Source organism: Streptomyces mutabilis, from assembly GCF_014649815.1.
GTDB classification, from domain to species: domain Bacteria; phylum Actinomycetota; class Actinomycetes; order Streptomycetales; family Streptomycetaceae; genus Streptomyces; species Streptomyces mutabilis.
The window spans coordinates 153,813-177,092 of record NZ_BMTT01000012.1; the positions used below are offsets into that span (position 1 = coordinate 153,813).

The following is a 23,280-nucleotide window of genomic DNA, read 5'->3' on the forward strand; positions in this document are numbered from 1 at the left end:
GTGTTCGCCGCGCGGGCGATCGCGGCGGTGGCTCCACCGGACGGTGCGAGGGGTCGAACCGGACGGGCGCCGGTCGGATCGTCGCTCGCCGCGTACGAGTCCGCGCCGCCAGGGGGGACCGGTGCCGTCGTGCTCGCCGCCCGGGGAGAAGGACTGGACCGACGAGTGGCCGGCACCGGTCCCGTCGCGAGGCGTGACGCACCCCGGCCGCCGGGCCGGGCCGCCTGCCTATCATCGGCCCCATGCAGCAGGACTCCACCAGCAAGGACAGCCGGATCGCCCTCGACCTCGCGCTGACCGTCCGGCACGACGGACACGGCGGGGTCGCCGACGACCTGGCCGACCTCGCCGGGCTCGGCGCCTGGCTCCGCGCGCACCCCGGCACCGTGCCGGACACCGAGCGGTACCGCGCCGACGAGCCGGACCTGGCCGCCGTCCGCGCGGTGCGTGCCGCGGCCCGAGCCCTCTTCGCCCGCGCCGTGCGACCCGGTGAACCGAGCCCCGCGGACGCAGCCCGGCTGCTGCCCGTTCCCGAGGCCCTGCGGTGTCTCAACCAGGCAGCCGCGCGCACGCCGACCGTCCCCGTGCTGGACTGGGCCGATGCCGGTCCCGTGCTGCGCAGGGAGCCCGCCGACGACCGGGCCGACCTCGCCGCGGCGCTCGCCCACGCCGTGATCGGCTTCCTCGCGGGCCCTGACCGGCCACGGCTGCGGGCCTGCCACGCACCGCGCTGCGTGCGCTACTTCCTCAAGGAGCACCCGCGCCAGGAGTGGTGCAAGCCGTCCTGCGGCAACCGGGCCCGGGTGGCCCGCCACCACGAACGGCAGAAGCGGACCGCGTAGCTTGGCCGGACACCGCCCGCACGCCGTTCGCGGGCCCGGGCCACGTACCATGGCGGCATGTCGTTCCTCCGCCGCCGCAGCGCCACGCCCGCCGGGCCCGACTTCGACGTACTGGCCATGGACCCGGGCGACTGGCCCGGCAATCTGGGCGCCGGCCTGCTGCCCGCGCCCGACGGCACCTGCCAGGGCGTCTTCCTGCGCTACGACCTGTTCGGCGGCCGCGGCCCCGCGATGATCATCGGCAATCTGCCGGAGGGCTCCCCGGCCCGCGAGGTCCCCGAGGGCGAGATCCCCTTCGAGGTGGCCCAGCTGCTGCTGGCCCTGGAGAACGACGAGGAGGTGAAGGTCGTCGGCGCCGAGGACGTGCCGGTGATGCAGGGCGACAACCTGCTCGTCGTTCGTCGCCTCAAGCTCTCCGAGGGCCGGATCTCCTGCGTGCAGTTCGACCGCAGCGACGGCGTCCTGGTGACCATCGCCGCCTGGGACCGCCCCATCACCGACGACCTGTACGCCCTGCTGAAGCCGCTCCCGGCGGAGCTTTTCCAGCAGGGCTGACCCGGCGGCTACCGCACGGTGGAGAGCGTGACGTCGGCGGCGCGCACGTACCCGACCCGGTGGCCGTACTGGATCTGGTAGTACATGTCCCGCCCGGTCACCACCCTGTGGGAGGCCTCGTCGAAGGTCACCGCGTAGTAGTACTCGCCGGGCACCTTCTCACCGACCACGTACTCCTGGCCCGCGAGCACCCGGTAGGGCAGTGGTGAGACCGCCTGGGCCGGTACGCCCGCCGGGTAGGCCGCCTGCTCGGGGTAAGCGCGGCCGTAGACCGGGACGCTGTCCAGGCCCTTCCTCGGCGTGATCACCCGGCCCGAGGCGGGGACCGCCGCCGGGCTGTTCTTCGAGTTCCGGAACCAGGCCTTCTGTCCCAGGTACCAGATGGCCGTCCAGTCGCCCCACCGGTCGGCCACCGCGTACTGCTGGCCCGTGGAGGCCCGGGAGGACAGGTCGTTCACACCGGTCGTCGGGGCGGTACCCAGACCGATGTCCCGGATCAAGGGCGCGTTCACGTCGTGGTCCGAGTACAGCCGGACCGCGCTGGAACCGTGCGCCGCGCAGGGCTCGCCCCTCGTCTCGCAGCCCGTGTACTCCGGGCGGTTGGCGGCGTACTCGGGGCGGATCGTCACCAGGCCGGACCTGCCGCCGGCGGTCGGCTCGAAGGGGCGGCCCAGCAGCTCGAAGTAGTGGCTCCAGTCCCAGTACGGGCCGGGGTCGGTGTGCATGCCGGGGATCGTCGCGGTGGTCGTGCCGGGGACGTTGTCGTGACCCAGGATGTGCTGCCGGTCCAGCGGGATGTCGTACTTCTTCGCCAGGTACTTCACCAGCCGCGCCGACGAGCGGTACATCGCCTCCGTGTACCAGGCGTCCGGCTCCGCCAGGAAACCCTCGTGCTCCAGGCCGATCGACTTCGCGTTGACGTACCAGTTGCCCGCGTGCCAGGCCACGTCCTTTGCCTTCACGTGCTGGGCGATGTGGCCGTCGGTGGAGCGCAGGGTGTAGTTCCAGGAGACGTAGGTGGGGTCCTGGACCATGTTGAGCACGCCGTTCCAGGCGCCCTCCGTGTCGTGCACGACGATGTACCGGATGCGCTGGGAGGCCGGCCGGTTCCCCAGGTCGTGGTTGCCGTAGTCGCCGTCGCCGAGCTCCTCGTACGGCGCCGGGATCCACTCGCAGGACACCGACTTCGGGCACTCGGTGCCGGCGGCCTTAGCGGGCCGCAGACCCGCGCCGTTCAATTGCGAGGCGTCGGGGGCCACGTCGGGGCGGGCCGCCAGGGTGACCCGCTGCCCGGCGTCCGTGGTCCGCCGCTCGCCCGCGCGGATCACCTCGAACACGTCGTTCGCGTACGCCGCCGCCGTCGTGGAGTCCTCGGCGCCCGAGAAGCGGGCCACCGCCCCGTACCAGTCCGCCGGGTCCGAACTGAGCGGCTCGCCCAGGTCCCGCTGGGCGGCGGCGAGCAGTGCGGCGCCGCCGGACACGTTCGCCGCCGGATCGGTGCGCAGCGTCTCCTCGCTCAGACCGGTCAGCTCGGCCGCCCTCGACAGCGTGGTGAGCCGCGCCGGCAGCTCGGCGGGCGGGGAGGCCTCCGCCTTCGGGTGGAGCGGGGCGCGGGCGTCGTCGCCGCGTGGGTCCTCGGTGCCCTCGCCGTGATGCGTCGCCCCGGCCAGGGCCGTGCGCGCGTCGGTGAGGTGCAGCGGGCCGTAGCCACCGGTCACGCTCGGCGCGCCGCCGTGTGCGTCCCAGCGCGACTGGAGGTAGGACACGCCGAGCAGGACGCTCTGCGGCACGTGGTACTCGGCCGCCGCGTCGGCGAACGCCCGCTGCAGGCGGTCCGGGGCGGGCGGCGCGTCCGGCGGCCGGGCGGTGGACGGCGCCGCGCCGAGCAGCGGCAGCAGCAGGGCCGCGGTGGCCAGGGCGGGCACGACGGGGGAGCGGCGCAAAGCGGCCTCCTGTGTCGGTCGGACGTGGCGGGGACGTGTCGGAGCGTGAGCGACGGGACGTGCGGGGCCGGGCGTGGGTCAGTGGTACCCGTCGGTCGGACGATCCGTCAATCATGCCGCCACAGTGGCGATTGCCCACGTCAGCAGGGGGCCGGGCGAGTTTCGGGGCGGCGGCTCACGGGCCTGCGCGGCGTCAGTGGCGTACACCAATGACCACCCTGAGCGGTCCGGGCACACGAAATCCGCGGTGCACCCTCGTCGAAGGGCGCACCGCGGACCGTCGTCCTGTTCCTCAGCGCGTGCCGACCGCCGCGCGCACGGCCCTGCGGGCCATCTGGCAGTCGTCGTGCAGCCGGCGCAGCAGCAGCCGCTGCTCCTCGCCGGACGGCACGGCACCCGGCTGGGCGGGCACCGGCTGCGCCGGAACCGTGTCCTGCATCGAGCGATGCACGGCCGTCTCGTACGTACGGATCTCCCGGGTGAGCACCAGCATCAGGTTCACCAGGAAGGCGTCCCGTGCCGCGGTGCCGCCCGACTGGGCGATCTGGCTGATCTGGCGGCGGGCCACCGGCGCGTCGCCGAGGACCGCCCACAGGGTCGCCAGGTCGTAGCCGGGCAGGTACCAGCCCGCGTGCTCCCAGTCCACGAGCACCGGACCGGCCGGGGACATGAGGATGTTGGACAGCAGCGCGTCACCGTGGCAGAACTGGCCCGTGCCCTGGCGCCCGCCCGCGTGGGCGATGCCGTGCAGCAGCTTCTGCAGGTCCCCCAGATCCCGGTCGGTGAGCAGCCCCAGCTCGTGGAACCGGGAGATCCGGGCCGCGTAGTCCAGCGGGGCGTCGAAGGTGCCGGTCGGCGGCCGCCAGGCGTTGAGCCGGCAGACCGCGCCGAGCGCCGCCCTGATGTCCGCCCGGGGCGGAGCCTCCAGCGGGTGCCGCTGGAGCGCCGCCGACCGTCCCGGCATCCGCTCGATCACCAGCGTGCAGTTGTCCGGGTCCGCCGCGATCAGCCTCGGCACCCGCACCGGGGGGCGATGCCGGACGAACGAGCGGTATGCCCCTATCTCGTGCCGGATGCGCTCCGCCCACGTGGGGGAGTGGTCCAGTAAACACTTGGCGACCGCGGTGCTGCGCCCGGTCGTGCCGACCAGGAGCACGGACCGACCGCTGCGGCGCAGCACCTGCACCGGGGAGAACTCCGGGCAGATCCGGTGCACGGAGGCGATGGCCGTGCGCAGTTGCGCGCCCTGCGGGCCGGACAGGTCGATTCTTCCGCTGAGCGGCTGGGTGCCGGGGCCCGCGCCGCGCCGCGTCTTGCCCGCCCCGAGCACCGGGGCCGCCGGACGCGCGGGGGCGAGATAGGGGCCACCGCCCGCCGCCGGGCGGGGGTGCAGCGAGCGCTGCGGGGCGGACACGGGGGACGATGCTGCGTACATGGGCGAGACAGATCCCTTCGTGTGCCTGCTGTGCCTGCCTGAAGAGGTGTGCCCGTCCGTTCAGGAGGCGGGATCCTCTTCCGAAAGCCGTCGCGCTGCCCGACCGGCCGCCTGGAGCCACCCTGGGGAGTAACCCCGCGGCGACCGGGTCGGGGTGGCGCATTCCTACCTGACACCCCACCGCCCGTGGCACACCATCTGGCGCACCCTGGCGAACGGTGGCGAATAGTCACCCGGCCACCCGCACGGGGCTACTGTCAACTCAGCCGAGAACCTGGGGGCTTGACGTGAGCAAAGAACCCAACACCCGTCTGTCGGACCTGTTCGGCCTGGCCGGCTGGTCCAAGGGCGAGCTCGCGAGGCTGGTCAACCGGCAGGCGGCGGCCATGGGCCACCCCCAGCTGGCGACCGACACCTCGCGGGTGCGGCGGTGGATCGACATGGGAGAGATCCCGCGCGATCCGGTGCCGCGGGTGCTGGCGGTTCTGTTCACCGAGCGTCTCGGCCGTGTCGTGACCATCGAGGACCTCGGTCTGGTCCGGCACGGGCGTGCGGGGAAACGGCAGGGCGGCGGGAGCGAGGAGCATCCCGACGGAGTGCCGTGGGCGCCCGAGCGGACCGCGGCGGTCCTCACCGAATTCACGGGAATGGACCTCATGCTCAACCGACGCGGCTTGGTGGGCGCGGGCGCCGCGCTCGCCGCGGGCTCCGCACTCAGCAGCGCCATGCACGACTGGCTGCACACCGACCCGGCCCTGGCTGCCGACGCTCCCGACCTCCGCCAACCCCTGCACGCCGACCCCGCTGGGTTCGACCGCTACGAGGCAGCCCCCATCGGGTCGCAGGAAGTGGAGGAACTGGAGCGCTCGGTCGAAGTGTTCCGCGCCTGGGACGCCGCTCGTGGCGGCGGCCTCCAGCGCAAGGCCGTGGTGGGCCAGCTCAACGAGGTGGGCGGCATGCTCGCCTACCACCACCCACCCCACCTCCAGCGGCGCCTGTGGGGGGTCGCCGCGAACCTCGCCGTCCTGGCGGGCTGGATGTCGCACGACGTGGGCCTGGAACCCACGGCCCAGAAGTACTTCGTCATCGCCGCCCACGCCGCGCGTGAGGGCGGTGACCGGCCGCGGGCCGGCGAGGCGCTCTCCCGGGCCGCCCGCCAGATGGTGCACCTGGGCCGGCCCGACGAGGCGATGGACCTGATGAAGCTCGCCCAGTCGGGCTCCGGCGAGCAGGTGTTGCCGCGCACCAAGGCCATGCTCTACACCATCGAGGCCTGGGCACAGGCGTCCATGGGCAAGGGCCAGGCTATGCGCCGCACCCTGGGCCGGGCCGAGGACCTCTTCGTCTCCGACAAGGCCGACGCGCCGCCGCCGGACTGGATGCAGACGTTCAAGGAGGAGGACCTGTACGGCATGCAGGCCCTGGCCTACCGGACGCTCGCCGAGTTCGAGCCGGGGGCCGCCGCGCACGCCCAGCACTACGCGGAGAAGGCCCTGGCCCTCAGGATCGACGGCCGGCAGCGGTCGAAGATCTTCGACTACCTGTCGATGGCCTCCGCCTGCTTCATCGCCGACGACCCCGAACAGGCGGACCGGTACGCCCGACTCGCCCTGGTGTCGATGGGCTCCAACTCCTCCCAGCGGACCTGGGACCGGCTGCGGCAGATGTACCGGCTCACCGCGCAGTACGCCGAATACCCGAAGATCCAGGAGCTGCGCGAGGAGATCGAACTGGCGCTGCCCAAGGGGAAGGCGGCCAAGGACAGGGGGAACGGCGGCAGGACCGCTCAGGCGTAGGGCACGACGCCCCTACTGCGGAGTCACCCGGGCCACCAGCACGCACGCGTCCTCCCGGCGCAGCGGCTCGCCGATCTCCGCCGCCACGAGCCGCAGGACCTCCTGAGCCGAGCGCGCCCCGGTCAGACGGGGGGCCAGGGAGAGGAGGCGTTGCCGGCCCGCCGGTAGGAGTCCGCCGGTGTGCAACAGCAGCAGGTCGCCGGCTTCCAGGGTGATCCCGGCGTGTCCGTCCTGCCCGATCGGCCCGCGCCCCGTCCCGTCGCGGAACAGCAGCGGGGCGGGGCTCTCGCCGTGTGCCCACGTCAGGGTGCGGGTGCCGGGCCGGTAGCCGCAGTACACGCCGCCGCGCACGGGCGGCAGTGCGGTGGACCGGAGCAACCGGGCGAGCCGGTCCGGAAGTTCCGCCGGGCCGATGCCCGCCGTCGCCAGGCCGCGCAGCGCACCGATCACCACCGCCGGGCCCTGCGCCGGGTCGGTGTCGGCGCAGGGGAGTTCGCCGACACCCATCAGGGTCTCGTCACCGGCGAGCGAGCACGCGTCGTACCAGACGCCGCACCGGGGCGTGTCCGCAGCGGCGGGCAGGTACCCGGCCGCCAGGTCCAGGCCGGGCCTCCCCTGGTGCGGGAACCGCAGGAGGCCGTGCCAGGGTGGCAACACGGCTTCCCGCGGTTCGACCGCGGCCCGTTGCCCGGTGTCCGCGGGCAGCGGATGGTGCCGGGACGAGTCACGGGTCTCGTCCACGGCCCGCTGACTGCGGCGCAGTTCGCTGACGTCCCGCAGTACCGCCCACATCGAGGCGGTGCTGCCGTCGGCGTCGAGCACGGGCTCGCCCATCATGTGCACGGTCCGTACGGTGCCTTCGGGGCGCACGATGCGGAACTCCCCGTCGATGGGACGGCCGTCGACGAGGCAGTCCGTGACCATCGCGGTCAGTTTCGGCCGGTCCTCGGTGGGGACCAGGGACGGGAACTCGTCGAGGCTGAGCGGGACGGAGGCGGGATCGCGGCCGAGGATCTGGAAGAGTTCCCCGGACCACTCGGCCTCGTCCGTCAGCAGGTTCCACTCCGCGCTGCCGACCCTGCTGAGCAGCGAACCGGCGCGGGGCGCGGGCGCCGGCCCGTCCCGCAGCTGCGCCAAGTGCTCGTCGAGATCGCTGAGGTGGTGCAGCGCCAGGTCGTACAGGGCGCGCTGCCAGCGTCCGCGGGGATCCGTTCGGTCGGCCTGGCTGTCGCGTCGTACGGCGTCCACGTCGCCCTTGAGCCGCCGCGCCTGCGATATGAGCGCCTCGACCGAGCCGCGTCCTGGCGGCTGGGCGGCTGGGTGGTCCGCGGAGAGATGGGACGACATGACGCACTCCGATGTGCAGACGGTACGAACCAAGGCGGGACCCAGGCCGGCGGGAGGGCCGTTACGACTCTTGCACAGCCCACGACGCCCCGTAAGGGATTTGGCAAGACACGATACGGTGGTACTTCCGGCATATGCCACCGTCTTCCCGGAGTGACTTCGACGCCCGAAGGGCGCACGCGCATCCTCCGTCAAGTCGGAACGCCTCTTCGGGACTTGACGGGTCATCGGGCCTACCGAAGTCATCGTGCTGGTGTTCGGCGGACCCGTGTTCTACGACGCGTCGTACAGCGCGGGGCGAGGTGCCGGATCGACGGGCGTGCGCGACTCCGTCTCCAGCGCCCGCACGCCGGCCTCGGCGACCACGGACGCCGTGTACCCGTCCCAGGCGCCCGGACCGGTGACCCGCCCCTGCCGGGTGGCGTCGACCCAGCCCTGCACCTCGCGGTCGTAGGCGTCCGAGAACCGCGCGAGGTAGTCCTGGGGCACCTCCTCCCGGGCACCGCCCGCCGCCGTCACCACCATGGAGCGCGCGTCCCCGATCCGGGCGCTGCCCGCCTCGCAGACGGCCTCGCAGCGCACCTCGTAGCCGAAGCCGCAGTTGACGAAGATCTCCACGTCGACCAGGGCGCCCCCGTCGGTCTCGAAGAGCACCAACTGCGGGTCGAGCAGGCCCTCGGGTGCCCCCGTCGACGGACGCGGCCGGAGCACGGTCACCGCGGTCAGCTCCTGCCCGAGCAGCCAGCGGGCCGCGTCTATCTCGTGCGAGACGGAGTCGGTGACCAGCATCGAGGAGGTGAAGTGCGGCGGGGAGGACACGTTGCGGTGGACGCAGTGCAGCATCAGCGGCCGGCCCAGCCGCCCGCCGTCCAGCAGCGACTTCAACTGCCGGTACTCCGCGTCGTAGCGCCGCATGAACCCGATCTGCGCCAGCCTGCGGCCCAGCCGCGCCTCCGCCTCCACCACGCGCAGGGCGCCCGCGGAGTCCGGCACCATCGGCTTCTCGCACAGCACCGGCAGCCCTCTCGCGAAGGCGGCGAGCAGCGCCTCCTCGTGCGCCTCGCCGGGCGAGGCGATCAGCACGGCCTCCACGCCCGGCGCGTCCAGCGCGGCCTCGACGTCCGTGTGCACGACGACCCCGTCGGCCGCGCCCACGGCCGCCTTCGCCCGCTCGACGTCGGGGTCCGCCACGGCGGCGACCCTGGCTCCGCTCACCACCCGGTCGAGGCGCCGTATGTGGTCGGCGCCCATGTGTCCCGCGCCCAGGACCGCCACACCCAGAAGTTCGCTCACGCTCCGCCGGCTCCTTCCCCGTCCGCCGTGCACCCGCGGTAGGCGGGTACGCGTACCGCGAACAGGGTTTCACGGTCGTCAAGAGGGGCGGGCCGCAGGGCACGGCGCCGGTGTCAGTACCGCAGGACGCCCGCGATGCCCTCCACCTCACCGAGCGCGCCGTCGGGGACGAAGCGGACGTCGGCACCGGTCTCCAGGCACTGTTCGACGATCTCGTCCACGATGTCCTCACGGGCCTCAAGGTCGCCGTCGTGCGCCGGGAGCAGGTGCTCGCCGTCGTCGCGCATCGTCACCTTGAAGTTCTCCTCGACGGCCAGCAGCCGGACCCGGCCGGTGTGCGCGCTCTCCCACAGCTCGTCGACGCCGGCCGCGAAGTCCTTGCGCCCGCGGGCGGCGTCCAGTTCCCTGGCGACGGCCTCGATCCAGCCGCGCGCCTCGTCGTCGAGGACGGGCGCCACGGCCTGCCACACGGCGTCGGCCGTGCCGTGCGCGAGTCCCCCGTGCGGGACGAGCACCGCGTCGCGGACGGTGTTCCCGGTCTCCTCCAGCACGGACAGCGCGGGCTGCGGGCCGGTGACGTACAGCGGCCGGGGGCGCGCGCGCAGGACCCGGCCCATCTCGGTGTCGGCGTCGCGCAGGAACCGGCGGGTGGTCTCGTCCCGGAAGGTGCTCGGCGAGTCGCCGATCCGCTCCATGCGTTCGGGGTCGAAGTCCAGCGGCGGGCGGTCCATGGGGAAGCCGCCGGTGCGGTCCTCGACGACCCGGCCGGCTCCGCCGCTCCACAGCGTGACCCGGTCGGCGGCGACCGACAGCACCCAGAACGGGCGCTCGGCGGCCTGGGCGGCGACGAGATTGCGCGTCAGGAAGGTGTCCGAGAGGAGGACGCGCTCCGGGACGGAGCGGGCGAGCGTCCAGACTTGGTGCTCGCCCGGCGCGGCGAAGATCGCCAGGCCGTCCTCGGCGTGCGACAGGTCGACCTCGGCGAGGGCCCGGTCGAGTTCCCGGGACACCTCCATGCGCCGCTCACGGCTGACCGCCGGGTCGTCCTGCAACTGCTTCTTGGCCTCGGCGACGGCGTTGCGCAGCCGGACGGGGTCGCCTGCGTTGTCCGGCTCGCGGCGGTGCGTCGGCGTCAGTACCGACACGGCCGGGTAAGGGCGGGGGCGCCGGAGTTCGGCGAGGACAGCGGGACTCAGATCGTGCTCCATGTCAGCACGATAGGACGAACGGGCGTGTCGGGCATTCGGAGCAATTCATCTCATCGTCCCCGGCCGCGGGGTGTCTCGGAGCCACAGGAGCTGCCGTCGGGCGGCAGGGAGCCGTACAGCAGGAAGTCGTCGACCTTGCGGTGCACGCACTCGGAGGACGCGTAGCCGGTGTGTCCCTCACCCTTGTTGTCGAGGACCACGGCCGAGGGCCCGATCCGGTCGGCCGTCTCCTCGGTCCAGCGGTACGGGGTGGCCGGGTCGCCCCGGGTGCCGACGAGCAGCATCTTCGCGGTGTCGAGGTCCTTCACGTCCTCACGGATGTAGTCGGTGCCCTTGGGGCGGCCGTGGCACATCAGCACCTGCGTGAGCCGGTACCGGCCGAAGACCGGCGAGGCCTCCTCGTACCGGGCGCGCAGCCGGCCCAGCGACTCCGCGACCTGGGCGGCGGAGGGCCGGTCGGGGTCGTCCGCGCAGTTGATCGCCATCAGCGCGGCCGGCAGGTTGTCCATCGGGATGTCCTCCGGGTCGGTGAGGCCGCCACCGGCCTTCTCCTCGCTCCCGGCACGTGCCTGTGCGCGGACCGGGAAGGTCACGCCGCCGGACACGAAGGCCTCCAGCCCGCTGGTGTCGCCGCTCTCCATCAGCTGCGCGAGCGCCCGCTCCAGCGACGGCCACAGCTCCTCGCTGTAGAGGGCCTGGCCCATGGCGCCCACCATGTCCTGACCGGAGAACGGCTCACCGAAGCCCGTAGGAACCGGATCGGCGTCGAGCGACGCCACGACCTGCTCGACCAGGCGCCGGGCCTGCCGGGCGTCCTGCCCGAACGGACAGGCGATGTCCTCCACACACCAGCCGAGGAAGTTCTCCAGCGCGGTCTGCTGTCCGCGCGCGCCGGCCAGCCCCTGCTCGGTCAGCGGTTCCGTCAGGGTGTCCACGCCGTCCAGCACCACCCGCCCGACCTTGTCCGGGAAACGGGCCGCGTAGACCGCGCCCAGCCGGGTCCCGTAGGAGAAGCCGAGGTAGTTGAGCCGGTCGTCGCCGAGCGCCTGGCGCATCACGTCCATGTCGCGCGCGGCCTCGACCGTGCCTATGCGGGGCAGCACGGGGCCGGAGTGTTTCGCGCACTCGGCCGCAGCGTCCCGCAGCCGCCGCAGCACGTCCCGGGGGTCGACGAGCTTCTCGTCCCCGTCCGTCGCCTCGATGATGTCTACGGTGGCCGGGCCGCAGGTGACCGGTGAGGACCGGCCGACGCCCCGCGGATCGAAGGCGACCACGTCGTAGCCGTTGGTCAGGCGCATGAAGTCCTTGCCGCCGCCGACGAGTTCGTCGACGCCGGAGCCGCCGGGCCCGCCGAAGTTCAGCAGCACCGAGCCGCGCTTGTCACCGGTCGCCCGGTACCGGGCGAGGGCGAGATCGAGCGTCCCGCCCTCGGGCCGGTCGTAGTCGAGGGGGACGGTGACCTTCCCGCACTGCAGGTCCTTAGGTGCCTCCATGTCCTCGCACGCCGACCACTTGACCCTCTGGTCGTAGAACCGGGACAGGTCCGGGCCGCTGTCCCCGGCGGTCGCGGCGGGAAGCCCCGCGAGCAGCAGGGTCAACCCGAGCGCGCCGGTGACCGCGCAGCGCCGGAGCGAGGGCCGAGACGACGGCTTGGCCAGCATCGATGCCTCCCGGGCGCCGGGTCGCGGACCAGTGGTCGGCGCCCTCGCCCACCATAAGCGGCCCCCGGACGGCTCGCCTCCGGGCGGTGCCGCCGCCCGTACGGTGCGTCACGGCGGCCGTAGGGACGCTTTGCCGTTCGTTCGACGAAACGGTCACTCGATGGGGTGAAAGACCTATTAGCCATAACTCGGATGGTTCGCCCGCGTTTCAACCGGTGCGGGCGACTGCCCGCGACCAAGTCTGGAAGGCAGGGAAGCTCATGAGAAGGGTTACCCGAAACGGTGTTCTCGCCGTCGCCGCCTCCGGCGCGCTGGCCGTGACGATGCCCGGGTACGCGGCGTTCGCGTCCGACGGCGCCGCCGCGGACGGTTCCGCGGCGGGCTCACCGGGACTGATCTCGGGCAACACCGTCCAGCTCCCGGTGGACGTCCCGGTGAACGTGTGCGGGAACACCTTGAACGTGGTGGGGCTTCTCAGCCCGGCCGCGGGGAACAGCTGCGCCGACAGCGGTGAGCGCGGTACGGCGGGCAAGGGGAAGTACTCCTCCGAGGGATCTGGTGCGTCGGGAGGAGCGGTCGCCGAGGGCGGCGCACAGGACTCCCCGGGCGTGCTCTCCGGCAACGGCGTGCAGCTGCCGGTCCACCTTCCGGTGAACGTGAGCGGCAACAGCGTCAACGTCGTCGGCATCGGCAACCCGGCCGTCGGCAACGAGTCGACGAACACCTCCGGTGACAGGCCCGAAACCGTCCGGCCCCCCGCGGAGCCGGAGCCCGAGCCGTCGGCGCCCGAGAAGGAACGCGCCCAGCCGAAGCCGTCCCCGCACGTCGCGGCCCCGCCGCACGAGTCGGCGTCCCTGGCCCACACCGGTGCGGACCAGACTGCGCCCATCCTGGCCGGGGGCGCCGCTCTGGTGCTGGGCGGGGCAGTCATCTACCGGCGGTTCCACCCGGGGGCCGGGTCCTGACCTGTGGCGGCCGGCCGTCCCGGGGCGCCGGACAGAAGACCATCGGGGCGCGCCGGGTCCGCGCCCGGCGTGCCCACTCCGCCGGGCGTGCCGCCACTCCCGTCAGACGTGCCGCCTCCGCCCGGACGCACCGTCCGACCGGGCTCCTCGGCTCACTGGGAGGAAGGGGCTGCCCCCGCTGCGGCGCGCCGGTTCGCCGGGCGGGTCGACCGGCCGCGACGTACGCTGCCCGGTCGGCGACTGCTAGGGTGCGCCTCCCGGTCGGCGGGCGCCCCGGGCCGCCGGGCGTGCCGGGCCGCCGGGTGACGCGGTCCCCGGCCCGCTGCCGCTCAAGCCCGCCCTGTGTGGAACCGGCGGTGCAACGCGTGGATCTCCTGGGTCAGTTCCGGAACCGGGCCGTCCACCGTCACCCCGGGCGCCACCTCGCGCACCGCCAGCGTCCGCACCGGTGGTGCGGGGACGCCCAACTCCGCCAGCCAGCCGCCGAGCTGCTCCGACGAGGCGACGTACACGATGCGCCCCAGGCCGACCCACGCGTGGGCGGCCGCGCACATCGGGCAGTGCTCGCCGGACGTGTACACCGTGGCGGCGGCCCGCTCCTCAGGGGCGAGGTGGGCGGCGGACCAGCGCGCGAGCTCGAACTCCGGATGACGGGTGCGGTCACCGGATGCCACGCGGTTGTGGTCCTCGGCCAGCACCCCGCCGTCCGAGCCGACCAGCACTGATCCGAACGGCTCGTCACCCGCCTCCAGCGCCTCGGCCGCCAGCTCCACGCAGCGACGCAGGTACGGCAGTTCGGCGTCCTTCACGGCCATCGGGCAGTCCTCCTCGGCGATGTGATCCTCACCGGCAGCTTATGCCCTCACCTTGCTACGGGGCATCGCGAGAGTTACAGTCTCTAACAACAGCTAGTTGCCATTGCGTGCTGCTCCCGTCGACTTTCCATAGCAACCGAGAGAAGGGGACCACCATGTCCGCCGCCACCCCGCAGTCGCCCAGTCCGCACACCGTCCTCGGGTCGGGCCCCGCCGGCACCGAACTCGCCCGTGAGCTGGTGCGCCGGGGGCACCCCGTCCGGCTCGTCGACAGGAAGGGCGACGGTCCCGCGATGGAGGGCGTCGAGCGGTTCGCCGCCGATGTGAGAACCGTCGAGGGCGCGCGGGCGGCGATAGGGGGAGCCGCCGTCGTCCACCACTGCGTCAACGTCGCCTATCACCTCCAGGCCGAGGTGATGCCGCGGGTCCAGGAGGCAGTCCTCGCCGCCGTGGCGGCGACCGGCGCCCGCCTGGTCGTGCTCGACACCCTCTATCCGTACGGCGAGACCGGCGGAGCGGTGATGACCGAGGCCGCCCCCTGGCAGGCGACCAGCCGCAAGGGCCGGATGCGCGCCGAACTCGACGAGCGCTATCTGTCCGCCCACCGGGCCGGTCGGGCCCGCGTCGCCCTCGGCCGGAGCGCCGACTTCGTCGGTCCGGGGGTGCTCGACTCGTCCCTCGGGGCCGCCGTCTTCCCGGGCGCCCTCACCGGAGGCGAGGTCGTGGGCCTCGGCGACATCGATCTGCCGCACAGCTACACCGACATCCGGGACGTCGCGGCCGGCCTCGCCACGCTCGGCGAGCGGCCCGACGGCGACGGTCGCGTCTGGCACCTGCCCACCGCGCCCGCCGTCAGCACGCGTGAGGTCCACACGATGATCGAGAAGCGCGTGGGCCGACCGCTGAACGTCGTGACGCTGTCCGAGCCCCGCCCCTTCGGCCCGTTCGACGAGCGGTTCATGGCCGAGTTCGCGGAGATGTTCTACCAGTACACGGAGCCGCAGATCATGGACTCCACCGCCTTCGAGCGGACCTTCGGTGCGGCACCCACCCCGCTCACGGACACCGTGGACGCCACCGTGACCTGGTACGAGGAGTGGCTCGGCAGCCGCTGACGGCCGGCCCGTCGGTCCCGGGCCCGCGCGCTCAGCGCCGGGTGCGGGACCTCGACCGGTCCAGCGCGGCCACGCCGAGGGCGGCGAGACCGATCTGGATGAGCCACTCGACCCAGTCGACGCCGTCGGTGTCGGCCACGTCGAACGCCGTCGCGATCCACGATCCGATCAGTGCGGCCACGATGCCGACGAGGATCGTCCACAGGATTCCGATGCGCTGACGGCCCGGGATCACGAGTCGTCCCAGGACGCCGACGACGATCCCGATGACGATGGCACTGATGATGCCGTCGATTTCCATTTCCGCCCCTTCGTGTCAGACCCCCGCGGTAGGGCGTGTGCCCGTCGCGGGGACGCGTAGTCCGCGGCGTGCGTCGCCAGGGGCGTGCGAGGGCCGGCCCGCGGGAGCGGGCCGGCCCTCGGTGTTCCCTTCTCGTGTCTAGGGCCTGCGCATGCTCTTCGCCGCCGTGGCGGCGCACACCGTCCCCAGGGCCAGGGTCAGAGCACCGATGATGATGTTGTTCCAGATGACGCCGGCGTCCGGGTTCCTGCCGACGATCCACGGCGAGATGATCATCCAGATCCCCATCGCGCACATCGCACCGCTGAGGCCGTACATGCGTTCCGGAGCGCGGGTGAATCCCAGGGCCAGCAGGCCGATGGCGATTCCTATGATCAAGTTGTGGGCCACGAGTGCGGGCTGGCTGGTGGTGAAGTGGACTATCCACGGGGACACGGCACAGTACAGGCCGAGCAGGAACACCGGCCCGTCCACGAGTGCCACATCACGGCCGCCGAGCATGCGGGCGTAGCGCTCCTGCATTTCCGGGGCGTCGGGGTGGCTGGCGATGTCACCTCGGGGGTGCGAGACATTGGCCATGATTCGTCTCCTTTGACTGACCTGGCCGTCCGGTGCGGTTTCCGGGTACGCCGCACGCGTCCATTCTGCTCTTATTTTTCCCTTATGTGTAGTCGGGGAGTGGCCTGTCGTGCGGGGCGGGCCGGACATGTCCACGCGGATCGCGGGCAAGCGAACGGGCGAGAGACGTGAACGGACACGACGACAGCGGAGGTGGCCGCCGCTATGGGTGCGAAGGTGTTGGAGCGGTTCCCCGCGGGTTCGCCGCGCGGGTCGTGGCCGGCGGAGGAGTGCGCCGCGCGTCGTCGCGCTCGGGGCGAGCCCGCGACCGTCGTGATGGACCTGGACTCGGACGCCTTCCTGGTGGTCGTTCCGGTCCGAGAGGAGAAGTAGGCGCACCCTGGTCGCGGGGCGGGGCCACGGAGAGCAAGGGGGCGCCGGGGGGAATGTATTTCGGCACCTGAAAGGTTGGCAATTACATCCACTGTCAAGCTCTCCCCCACCAGCGAGGCACCCCGTGAACCACCCCGGCCCCGAGCAGCCCGCCGACGTCGTCGCCCGCCTGCGCGCCACCTTCCGTACCGGTCGTACCAAGCCCGTCGAGTGGCGCACCGCCCAGCTGCGCCGCCTGCGCGCCCTGCTCACGGAGAACGGCGAGGACCTGGAGGCGGCCCTCCACGCCGACCTCGGCAAGAGCGCCACCGAGACCCAGCGGACGGAGATCGGCTTCACCGTGCGCGAGATCGACCACACCCTCGACCACCTCGCCGACTGGCTGCGGCCCGCGCCCGCCCCGGTCCCGGCCCACCTCGGCACCGACGCCACCGCCTGGACGCAGTACGATCCGCTCGGCGTCGTCCTCGTCATCGCGCCCTGGAACTACCCGGTCCAGTTGCTGCTCGCCCCGGTCGTAGGAGCCCTGGCCGCGGGCAACGCGGTGGTCGCCAAGCCGAGCGAGCTGGCCCCGGCCACCTCCGCCGCGCTGGCCTGCCTGCTGCCGCGGTACCTGGACACCGACGCGGTGGCCGTCGTCGAGGGCGGCGTCCCCGAGACCACGGCCCTGCTCGCCGAGCGCTTCGACCACATCTTCTACACCGGCAACGGCACCGTCGGCCGCATCGTCATGCGCGCCGCGGCCGAGCACCTCACCCCGGTCACCCTCGAACTCGGCGGCAAGTCACCGGCGTTCGTCGACCGCGACGCCGATCTCGACGCGGTGGCCGCCCGGCTGGCCGGCGGCAAGTTCCTCAACGCGGGCCAGACCTGCGTGGCTCCCGACTACGTGCTCACCGACCCCGGGACCGCGGCCGCCCTGGAGCCGGCGCTGGTCCGCGCCGTCGAGGCGTTGTACGGCGCCGACCCGGGGCAGTCCACCGAGTACGCACGGATCGTCAACGAGCGCCACTTCGACCGGCTGACCGGCCTTCTGGACTCCGGTCGGGTGGTCGTCGGCGGCGACAGTGACCGGTCGCGGAAGTACATCGCGCCGACCGTGCTCGCCGACGTCGCGCCCGACGCGCCGGTGATGCGGGAGGAGATCTTCGGCCCGATCCTGCCGATCGTCACCGTGTCAGGCCTGGACGAGGCGATCGATTTCGTCAACGACCGTGACAAGCCGCTGGCCCTCTACGTCTTCAGCGAGTCCGACGCGACCCGGGAGCGGATCGCCGCCGACACGTCCTCCGGGGGCCTCGGCCACGGCCTGCCGCTCGCCCATCTCACCGTCTCCGACCTGCCGTTCGGTGGTGTGGGGGAGAGCGGCATGGGCAACTACCACGGCCGGTACTCCATCGAGACGTTCAGCCACCGCAAGGCGGTCCTGAAGAAGCCGCTGGGCTGACCGGCACCACGACTCCACGCCAACCGGCCGATATTCGGCCGGGTTGAACTGGTCTACACCCTTGACTGGTACAGACCAACGCGGTTGAGTGTGCCTCCACACCCCCACCACGGCCGCCCCCGACGCCGTGGCCGGTACGGCCGGCCCATGCGCAGGGCTCGCTCCTCCCTTCCCTGACACGGGAGCGGCCGTGCTCCGCCGAAGGAGGCAGTCCGTGTCGAGGCGCCGTATGTCCGCCGTGGTCACCGCAGTCGCCCTCGCGGGAGCCGTTCCCGCCTTCCTGCCCGCCACCGAGGCGTCCGCCGCCTCCTGCTCCAGCTACCCCGTCTGGTCGGCCGACGCGAACTACAACGCCGGCGACATCGTCCGCTACGCGGACGGCAAGGCCTACATCGCCGAGCACGCCAATCCGGGCTACGACCCGCTGATCAGCACCTGGTACTGGGAGCCGTACGCCTGCGACGGCGGTTCCGAGACGCCGGTCGGCAACTTCGTGGTGACCGAGGCGCAGTTCAACCAGATGTTCCCGGGCAGGAACTCGTTCTACAGCTACAGCGGCCTCACCGCAGCGCTCAGCGCCTACCCGGGCTTCGCCAACACCGGTAGCGACACGGTGAAGAAGCAGGAGGCCGCCGCCTTCCTCGCCAACGTCAGCCACGAGACCGGCGGACTCGTGCACATCGTCGAACAGAACACCGCCAACTACCCGCACTACTGCGACTGGAGCCAGCCCTACGGCTGCCCGGCCGGCCAGGCCGCCTACTACGGGCGCGGCCCCATCCAGCTCAGCTGGAACTTCAACTACAAGGCGGCGGGCGACGCCCTCGGCATCGACCTGCTGAACAACCCCTGGCTGGTGCAGAACGACTCGGCCGTCGCCTGGAAGACCGCCCTGTGGTACTGGAACACCCAGTCCGGGCCGGGCAGCATGACCGCGCACAACGCCATGGTGAGCGGCGCCGGCTTCGGCCACACGATCCGCGCTATCAACGGCTCCCTGGAATGTGACGGCAAGAACCCCGCGCAGGTCCAGAGCCGCGTCACCAAGTACCAACAGTTCAGCCAGATCCTCGGCGTCTCACCGGGCGGCAACCTGTACTGCTGACCTCGGCCGGGCGTGTGCGAGACTCCGCCGATGACCTCGGAAACGATCACGGCGGAGTCCTCCGGCACCTGGCACCTCGGCGACCTGCCCGTCCGCCGCGTCGGCCTCGGCGCGATGCGGCTGACGGGCAGCGCCGCCTTCCACCTCGGCACCCCGAGCGGCCGCGAGCGCTCCCTGGCCGTGCTGCGCAAGGCGGTCGAACTCGGCGTCAACCACATCGACACCGCCGCCTTCTACTTCTCGTCCCTGCGCTCCGCCAACGAAATGATCAACAGCGCGCTGGCCCCGTACGCCGACGACCTCGTGATCGCCGTCAAGGTCGGCCCGTACCGCGAGTGGTCGGGGGAGTGGGGCGCCTCCGCCCACCCCGGGGACCTGCGGGCCCATGTCGAGGAGAACCTGCGCCAGCTCGGCCGCGACCACCTCGACGTCGTCTACCTGCGCCGCATGCGGCAGGACTCGATCGCCGACCACTTCGGCGCCCTCGCGGAACTGCGCGAGGCGGGCCTGATCCGCCACCTCGGCATCTCCGACGTGGAACCGCGCCACCTCGCCGAGGCCCAGGCCATCGCGCCCGTCGTCTGCGTCCAGAACCGCTACGGCCTGGGTTTCCACGACCCCGCCACCGACGAACTGCTCGCCCGGTGCCGCGAACAGGGCATCGCCTTCGTGCCGTTCTACGCCGTCGCAGGCGAGGCCGGTCCGCAGGGCGCCGGCACCGCGCACGAGGACGAGGTCCGCGCGGTCGCCCGGGCGCACGGTGCGAGCGCCGTGCAGGTCCGGATCGCCTGGACCCTCCACCGAGGCCCGCACGTCCTCGCCATCCCCGGTACCGGCAACCCCGAGCACCTCGCCGAGAACGTCGCCGCGGGCGCCCTGCGGCTCACCGACGAGGAACTGGCCCTGCTGGACGCTGCCAGGACGGGCTGACCCCCCGGAGCCTGTCTGTGTCCCGGCTCGGGCTGAAGGTTGTCCCGTATGAGGTGGGAGTTGTCCAGAGCGGGCCAGGTCGTGCGGCGATGCCGGGCATGGCCTGGTGAACTCTCCGCCGCCCTTGAGCCGGCAGTCCCGCAGGACCTTCCAGTTCTTCGACGGCGACAGGGCATGCTCCACGTGCGCTCGTACCCGGCTATGGACAGCGTCCCCGCCTCCTGCGACGGGCTGAGGTGGTTCTGGCCTGGTGGTTTGCGGTGCGGGATGAGGAGACCAGTGCCTTGGTAGCCGCCGTCGGCGAGGGTCGGGGTGCCCCGGCAGGCCCGGTCGATGCCGGACTCGGTGAAGGCCCGGCAGTCGTTGCGGCTGCCGGGCAGTGTGAGACCGATGGCCACCGCCAGGCGGCTGTTGGCGTCGATGACGACCTGCAGGTTTGGTCGAGTACCGGTAGTTCTTGCTGGACGCGGCGACACTGCAGTCGCGGGTGGGCGCCAGGGTGCCGTCGACGATGCAGACGGCGCCCTCGCGCGGCCGGCGCGCGGGTGAGATGGCCAGCAGCGGTGCGAGATGGTCCGCGATGCGGTCGGCCGCGGACTCGAGACTCCGAACAACGGCGCCACCTGCCGCAACGTGAGGTTCGTGCGCCAGTGAGCCGCCACCAGTAACACCCGGTCCGCAAGCGACAGCCGCCATGGCCGGCCACGCTGAACGTCGTCACCTCGGCACCGCTTCAGGGCGCCGGCGCCCCGTCCGTACGCTCCGCACGGCGACCCCCGCCAGGCGTGGGGGACCTCCGCCAGGCATCGCCGACGCCCACCACCTGGCGTGCGCCGCGCCCACTCCACGCGGGCCGGCCTCGTAATCCGCCGCGCCACTGCTGCGACCACCCCCCGGGGCCGCCCTGGGGCCTCGCGAGCGGGCAGGCCTCAACAGGTCCAGGCACCGTCCCGCATGATGTGCCGCTGCTTCAGTTCGTGCACCTCGTGCCACGCCTGGACCGCACGCGGGCGCACCCGGAACCAGGCGTACGACGCGCTGTCCTCGCGCGGGTCCCAGCCGGTCTTCGCGGCGAACGCGCCGGCCGCGGCGGAGGGGGCCTCCCGGAGGGCGAACGTGTCCACCTCGCCGTCGATCAGCACGACGTCCCGGGTGTGCCCGAGCGCCAGCCGCGTCCGGCCGCCGTCCCGCAGGTTGCGGCCGGTCGGGTTGGTGAGCCGTGTGCACAGCCAGACCGACTCCTCGTGCCACACGAACCACAGCGGGACCATGCACGGCGTCCCGTCGGCGTCCGCCGTGGCCACCCAGATGTCCAGCTCCCGTTCCAGACGGTCGAGCACGTCCTGCCTGCGCTGTCCGGGTTCGCGCGGCGATGCGGTGATCTTCATGGCCGCGACGGTAGGGGACGGGTCGCTCCCGCGCCTCCGCCCCGAGACCCAGGAGCGGGAGTCCCTGGGCGTAGGCCCAGGGACTGGCGTCCCGCGCGTTTTACGTATAACCTCTCCCGTCAATCGCCCGTCCCGAAAGGTTCCGATGCCGTACATCGCCCTGGTCACGCTCGTCGTCGACGACTACGACGAGGCGATCCGCTTCTACACCGAGGCCCTAGGCTTCCACCTCGTCGAGGACACCCCCCGGCCCGACGGCTCCCGCTGGGTCGTCGTCGAACCCGGCGCCGGGAGCGGAGGTGCCGCCCTCCTGCTGGCCCGGGCCAAGGGTGAGGTGCAGCGGGCCAGGATCGGCGACCAGACGGGCGGACGCGTCGGCTTCTTCCTGTACACCGACGACTTCGCCCGCGACCACGCCCGTATGACGGCAGCCGGCGTGACCTTCCTGGAAGAGCCCCGGCACGAGCCCTACGGCTCGGTCGCCGTCTTCCGTGACCTCTACGGCAACCGCTGGGACCTGCTCCAGCCCGCCGCCTGACGTCCTCACCCTTCGCCCACCGACCCGACGAGGAACGCCCAGCCATGTCATCTACGCGCATAGACGCGCAACTCATCCGCCGCCTCCCCAAGGCGGTCCTGCACGACCACCTCGACGGCGGCCTGCGCCCCGCGACCGTCGTGGAACTGGCCGAGACCGTCGGCCACACCCTGCCCACCACCGACCCCGACGAACTGGCCGCCTGGTACTACGAGGCCGCCAACTCCGGGGACCTGGTGCGCTACATCGCGACCTTCGAGCACACCCTCGCCGTGATGCAGAGCCGCGAGGGTCTGCTGCGCACCGCCGAGGAGTACGTCCTCGACCTCGCCGCCGACGGCGTCGTCTACGGCGAGGTCCGCTACGCCCCCGAGCTGATGCTGAAGGGCGGTCTGGCCCTTGCGGAGGTCGTCGAGACCGTCCAGGAGGGGCTGGCCGCCGGCATGGCCAAGGCGAAGGCGGCCGGCACGCCGGTGCGAGTCGGCACCCTGCTGTGCGGCATGCGCATGTTCGACCGCACCCGCGAGACCGCCGACCTCGCGGTGGCCTTCCGGGACGCGGGCGTCGTCGGCTTCGACATCGCGGGCGCCGAGGACGGCTTCCCGCCCGCCGACCACCTCGACGCCTTCGAGTACCTGCGCCGCGAGAACGTGCCGTTCACCGTCCACGCCGGCGAGGCGCACGGGCTGCCCAGCATCCACCAGGCTCTCCAGGTGTGCGGAGCCCAGCGCATCGGGCACGGCGTGCGCATCACCGACGACATCCCCGACCTCGCGGCCGGCAAGCTCGGCCGTCTCGCCGGTTGGGTGCGCGACCGCCGGATCGCCCTGGAGATGTGCCCGACCTCCAACCTCCAGACCGGTGCCGCCACCTCGATCGCCGAGCACCCCGTCACCGCGCTCAAGGACCTCGGTTTCCGTGTCACCCTCAACACGGACAACCGCCTCGTCTCCGGCACGACGATGACCCGCGAGATGTCCCTGCTCGTCGAGCAGGCGGGCTGGACCGTCGAGGATCTGCGCACGGTCACGGTGAACGCGGTGAAGAGCGCCTTCATCCCGTTCGACGAGCGCAGGGCCCTGATCGAGGACGTCGTCCTGCCGGGTTACGAAGCCGCGCTCTGAAGGAGCCCGCGCGCATAGGCGGCCTGTCCCACGTGCTGGAGATCGTCGGACAGGACGCTGACCAGGCGCGCGCCGAGCGTGACCGGCGGGTCCCAGTTCTCGTCCACGATCCGCTCCAGGTCCTTGGCGGCCAGGGAGCGCAGAGCCCCGAGCGTCTGCTCGTGCACCGCGTCGTAGTAGCCGGTCAGCAGGTCGGGGGAGTCGACCCGGACCTTCGTGACCTTCGCCGGGCTGTGGCCGTACCCGGTGTCGAGGCGGGGCAGGCCGAGCCCGAAGCGCTTCTCCCACTCCCCGGTCAGCCACACCTGATCGAGCCCGAAGGCGTCCGCGACGTGGTCGTCCTGAACCCGGGTGAGGTGCCAGACCAGCCACGCGACGGAGTTGGTGTCGTCGGCCGGGCGGGCGTTCAGGTCGTCGGGGTCCAGGCCCTCGACGGCGGCGTGGACTTCTTCCTGGATGCGGCCGTAGGCCTCGATGAGGATGTCCTTCGCATGCATGCGTCCACCATCGCGCAGTCCGTA

At 72.5% G+C, this 23,280-nt stretch carries 22 protein-coding genes and 1 pseudogene; 11 read left to right on the forward strand and 12 right to left on the reverse strand.

The features are described 5' to 3' along the window. Positions 1-242 precede the first annotated feature (242 nt). Positions 243-842 (forward strand): ABATE domain-containing protein, encoded by a 600-nt coding sequence (locus IE142_RS23720; RefSeq protein WP_191887622.1) that lies wholly within the window; start codon positions 243-245, stop codon positions 840-842. 57 nt (positions 843-899) lie between these two features. Then, positions 900-1,397, forward strand: a complete 498-nt coding sequence (locus tag IE142_RS23725) for a hypothetical protein (protein ID WP_191887623.1) — start codon at positions 900-902, stop codon at positions 1,395-1,397. An 8-nt stretch (positions 1,398-1,405) separates the two neighbouring features. Here IE142_RS23725 and IE142_RS23730 read toward each other — a convergent pair whose 3' ends face one another. Then, positions 1,406-3,322, reverse strand: coding sequence for an N-acetylmuramoyl-L-alanine amidase (locus IE142_RS23730; RefSeq protein WP_191887700.1), 1,917 nt, complete (start codon positions 3,320-3,322; stop codon positions 1,406-1,408). A gap of 310 nt (positions 3,323-3,632) precedes the next feature. After that, the gene (locus IE142_RS23735) at positions 3,633-4,775 is read right to left on the reverse strand and encodes an aminoglycoside phosphotransferase family protein (RefSeq protein ID WP_191887624.1); all 1,143 of its coding nucleotides are present in this window, start codon (positions 4,773-4,775) and stop codon (positions 3,633-3,635) included. Between the two features lie 287 nt (positions 4,776-5,062). Here IE142_RS23735 and IE142_RS23740 point away from each other — a divergent pair, with 287 nt between their 5' ends. Beyond that, complete coding sequence (locus tag IE142_RS23740) at positions 5,063-6,571, forward strand: DNA-binding protein NsdB (protein WP_191887625.1); 1,509 nt, start codon at positions 5,063-5,065, stop codon at positions 6,569-6,571. 12 nt (positions 6,572-6,583) lie between these two features. Here the strand turns inward: IE142_RS23740 and IE142_RS23745 are convergent, their stop codons facing one another. The 4 genes from IE142_RS23745 to IE142_RS23760 all read right to left on the reverse strand — a co-directional run bounded on the left by IE142_RS23745 (position 6,584) and on the right by IE142_RS23760 (position 12,080). Continuing rightward, the gene (locus IE142_RS23745) at positions 6,584-7,918 is read right to left on the reverse strand and encodes a PAS domain-containing protein (RefSeq protein WP_191887626.1); all 1,335 of its coding nucleotides are present in this window, start codon (positions 7,916-7,918) and stop codon (positions 6,584-6,586) included. A 273-nt stretch (positions 7,919-8,191) separates the two neighbouring features. Beyond that, entirely contained in the window at positions 8,192-9,211 is a 1,020-nt protein-coding gene (locus IE142_RS23750) for a Gfo/Idh/MocA family protein (RefSeq protein WP_191887627.1), read from the reverse strand. 113 nt (positions 9,212-9,324) lie between these two features. Further along, a complete protein-coding gene (locus IE142_RS23755; RefSeq protein ID WP_191887628.1) occupies positions 9,325-10,419 on the reverse strand; it encodes a baeRF3 domain-containing protein in 1,095 nt (364 codons plus the stop codon). A gap of 50 nt (positions 10,420-10,469) precedes the next feature. Beyond that, complete coding sequence (locus tag IE142_RS23760) at positions 10,470-12,080, reverse strand: alpha/beta hydrolase (protein ID WP_191887629.1); 1,611 nt, start codon at positions 12,078-12,080, stop codon at positions 10,470-10,472. A gap of 260 nt (positions 12,081-12,340) precedes the next feature. On the opposite strand from IE142_RS23760, the gene IE142_RS23765 reads away from it, so the two are divergent. After that, complete coding sequence (locus IE142_RS23765; protein ID WP_191887630.1) at positions 12,341-13,045, forward strand: chaplin; 705 nt, start codon at positions 12,341-12,343, stop codon at positions 13,043-13,045. Positions 13,046-13,374: 329 nt separating this feature from the next. On the opposite strand, the gene IE142_RS23770 is transcribed toward IE142_RS23765, so the two are convergent. Next, a complete protein-coding gene (locus tag IE142_RS23770) occupies positions 13,375-13,860 on the reverse strand; it encodes a nucleoside deaminase (RefSeq protein WP_191887631.1) in 486 nt (161 codons plus the stop codon). A gap of 155 nt (positions 13,861-14,015) precedes the next feature. Here IE142_RS23770 and IE142_RS23775 point away from each other — a divergent pair, with 155 nt between their 5' ends. Next, positions 14,016-14,975 carry an NAD-dependent epimerase/dehydratase family protein gene (locus tag IE142_RS23775; protein WP_191887632.1) on the forward strand — a complete coding sequence of 320 codons (960 nt, stop codon included), beginning with the start codon at positions 14,016-14,018 and terminating at the stop codon, positions 14,973-14,975. A gap of 31 nt (positions 14,976-15,006) precedes the next feature. Here the strand turns inward: IE142_RS23775 and IE142_RS23780 are convergent, their stop codons facing one another. Together IE142_RS23780 and IE142_RS23785 are read right to left on the reverse strand one after the other, a co-directional pair. Further along, complete coding sequence (locus IE142_RS23780; protein ID WP_191887633.1) at positions 15,007-15,276, reverse strand: GlsB/YeaQ/YmgE family stress response membrane protein; 270 nt, start codon at positions 15,274-15,276, stop codon at positions 15,007-15,009. A 138-nt stretch (positions 15,277-15,414) separates the two neighbouring features. Further along, positions 15,415-15,855 (reverse strand): SPW repeat protein, encoded by a 441-nt coding sequence (locus tag IE142_RS23785; protein ID WP_043376102.1) that lies wholly within the window; start codon positions 15,853-15,855, stop codon positions 15,415-15,417. A gap of 204 nt (positions 15,856-16,059) precedes the next feature. Between IE142_RS23785 and IE142_RS23790 the strand changes: the two genes are divergently transcribed. From IE142_RS23790 to IE142_RS23805, 4 genes are all read left to right on the forward strand, one after another. Next, the gene (locus tag IE142_RS23790) at positions 16,060-16,227 is read left to right on the forward strand and encodes a DUF8839 family protein (RefSeq protein WP_167343756.1); all 168 of its coding nucleotides are present in this window, start codon (positions 16,060-16,062) and stop codon (positions 16,225-16,227) included. 124 nt (positions 16,228-16,351) lie between these two features. Next, a complete protein-coding gene (locus IE142_RS23795; protein ID WP_191887634.1) occupies positions 16,352-17,674 on the forward strand; it encodes an aldehyde dehydrogenase family protein in 1,323 nt (440 codons plus the stop codon). A gap of 214 nt (positions 17,675-17,888) precedes the next feature. After that, positions 17,889-18,779: a glycoside hydrolase family 19 protein gene (locus IE142_RS23800; RefSeq protein ID WP_191887635.1), complete on the forward strand. Its 891-nt coding sequence runs from the start codon at positions 17,889-17,891 to the stop codon at positions 18,777-18,779. A gap of 30 nt (positions 18,780-18,809) precedes the next feature. Next, a complete protein-coding gene (locus IE142_RS23805) occupies positions 18,810-19,709 on the forward strand; it encodes an aldo/keto reductase (protein ID WP_191887636.1) in 900 nt (299 codons plus the stop codon). Here IE142_RS23805 and IE142_RS23810 read toward each other — a convergent pair. Together IE142_RS23810 and IE142_RS23815 are read right to left on the reverse strand one after the other, a co-directional pair. Continuing rightward, a pseudogene (locus IE142_RS23810) lies at positions 19,663-20,512 on the reverse strand (transposase family protein). The gene IE142_RS23805 and the pseudogene IE142_RS23810 sit on opposite strands and share 47 nt — an antisense overlap. Positions 20,513-20,638: 126 nt before the next feature. Further along, positions 20,639-21,097 carry a pyridoxamine 5'-phosphate oxidase family protein gene (locus IE142_RS23815; protein WP_191887637.1) on the reverse strand — a complete coding sequence of 153 codons (459 nt, stop codon included), beginning with the start codon at positions 21,095-21,097 and terminating at the stop codon, positions 20,639-20,641. A 145-nt stretch (positions 21,098-21,242) separates the two neighbouring features. Here IE142_RS23815 and IE142_RS23820 point away from each other — a divergent pair, with 145 nt between their 5' ends. Continuing rightward, positions 21,243-21,635 carry a VOC family protein gene (locus IE142_RS23820; protein ID WP_191887638.1) on the forward strand — a complete coding sequence of 131 codons (393 nt, stop codon included), beginning with the start codon at positions 21,243-21,245 and terminating at the stop codon, positions 21,633-21,635. Between the two features lie 44 nt (positions 21,636-21,679). Continuing rightward, positions 21,680-22,759: an adenosine deaminase gene (locus tag IE142_RS23825; protein ID WP_191887639.1), complete on the forward strand. Its 1,080-nt coding sequence runs from the start codon at positions 21,680-21,682 to the stop codon at positions 22,757-22,759. Here the strand turns inward: IE142_RS23825 and IE142_RS23830 are convergent. Beyond that, a complete protein-coding gene (locus tag IE142_RS23830; RefSeq protein ID WP_191887640.1) occupies positions 22,741-23,256 on the reverse strand; it encodes a mycothiol transferase in 516 nt (171 codons plus the stop codon). The genes IE142_RS23825 and IE142_RS23830 overlap by 19 nt on opposite strands. Positions 23,257-23,280: the final 24 nt, after the last annotated feature.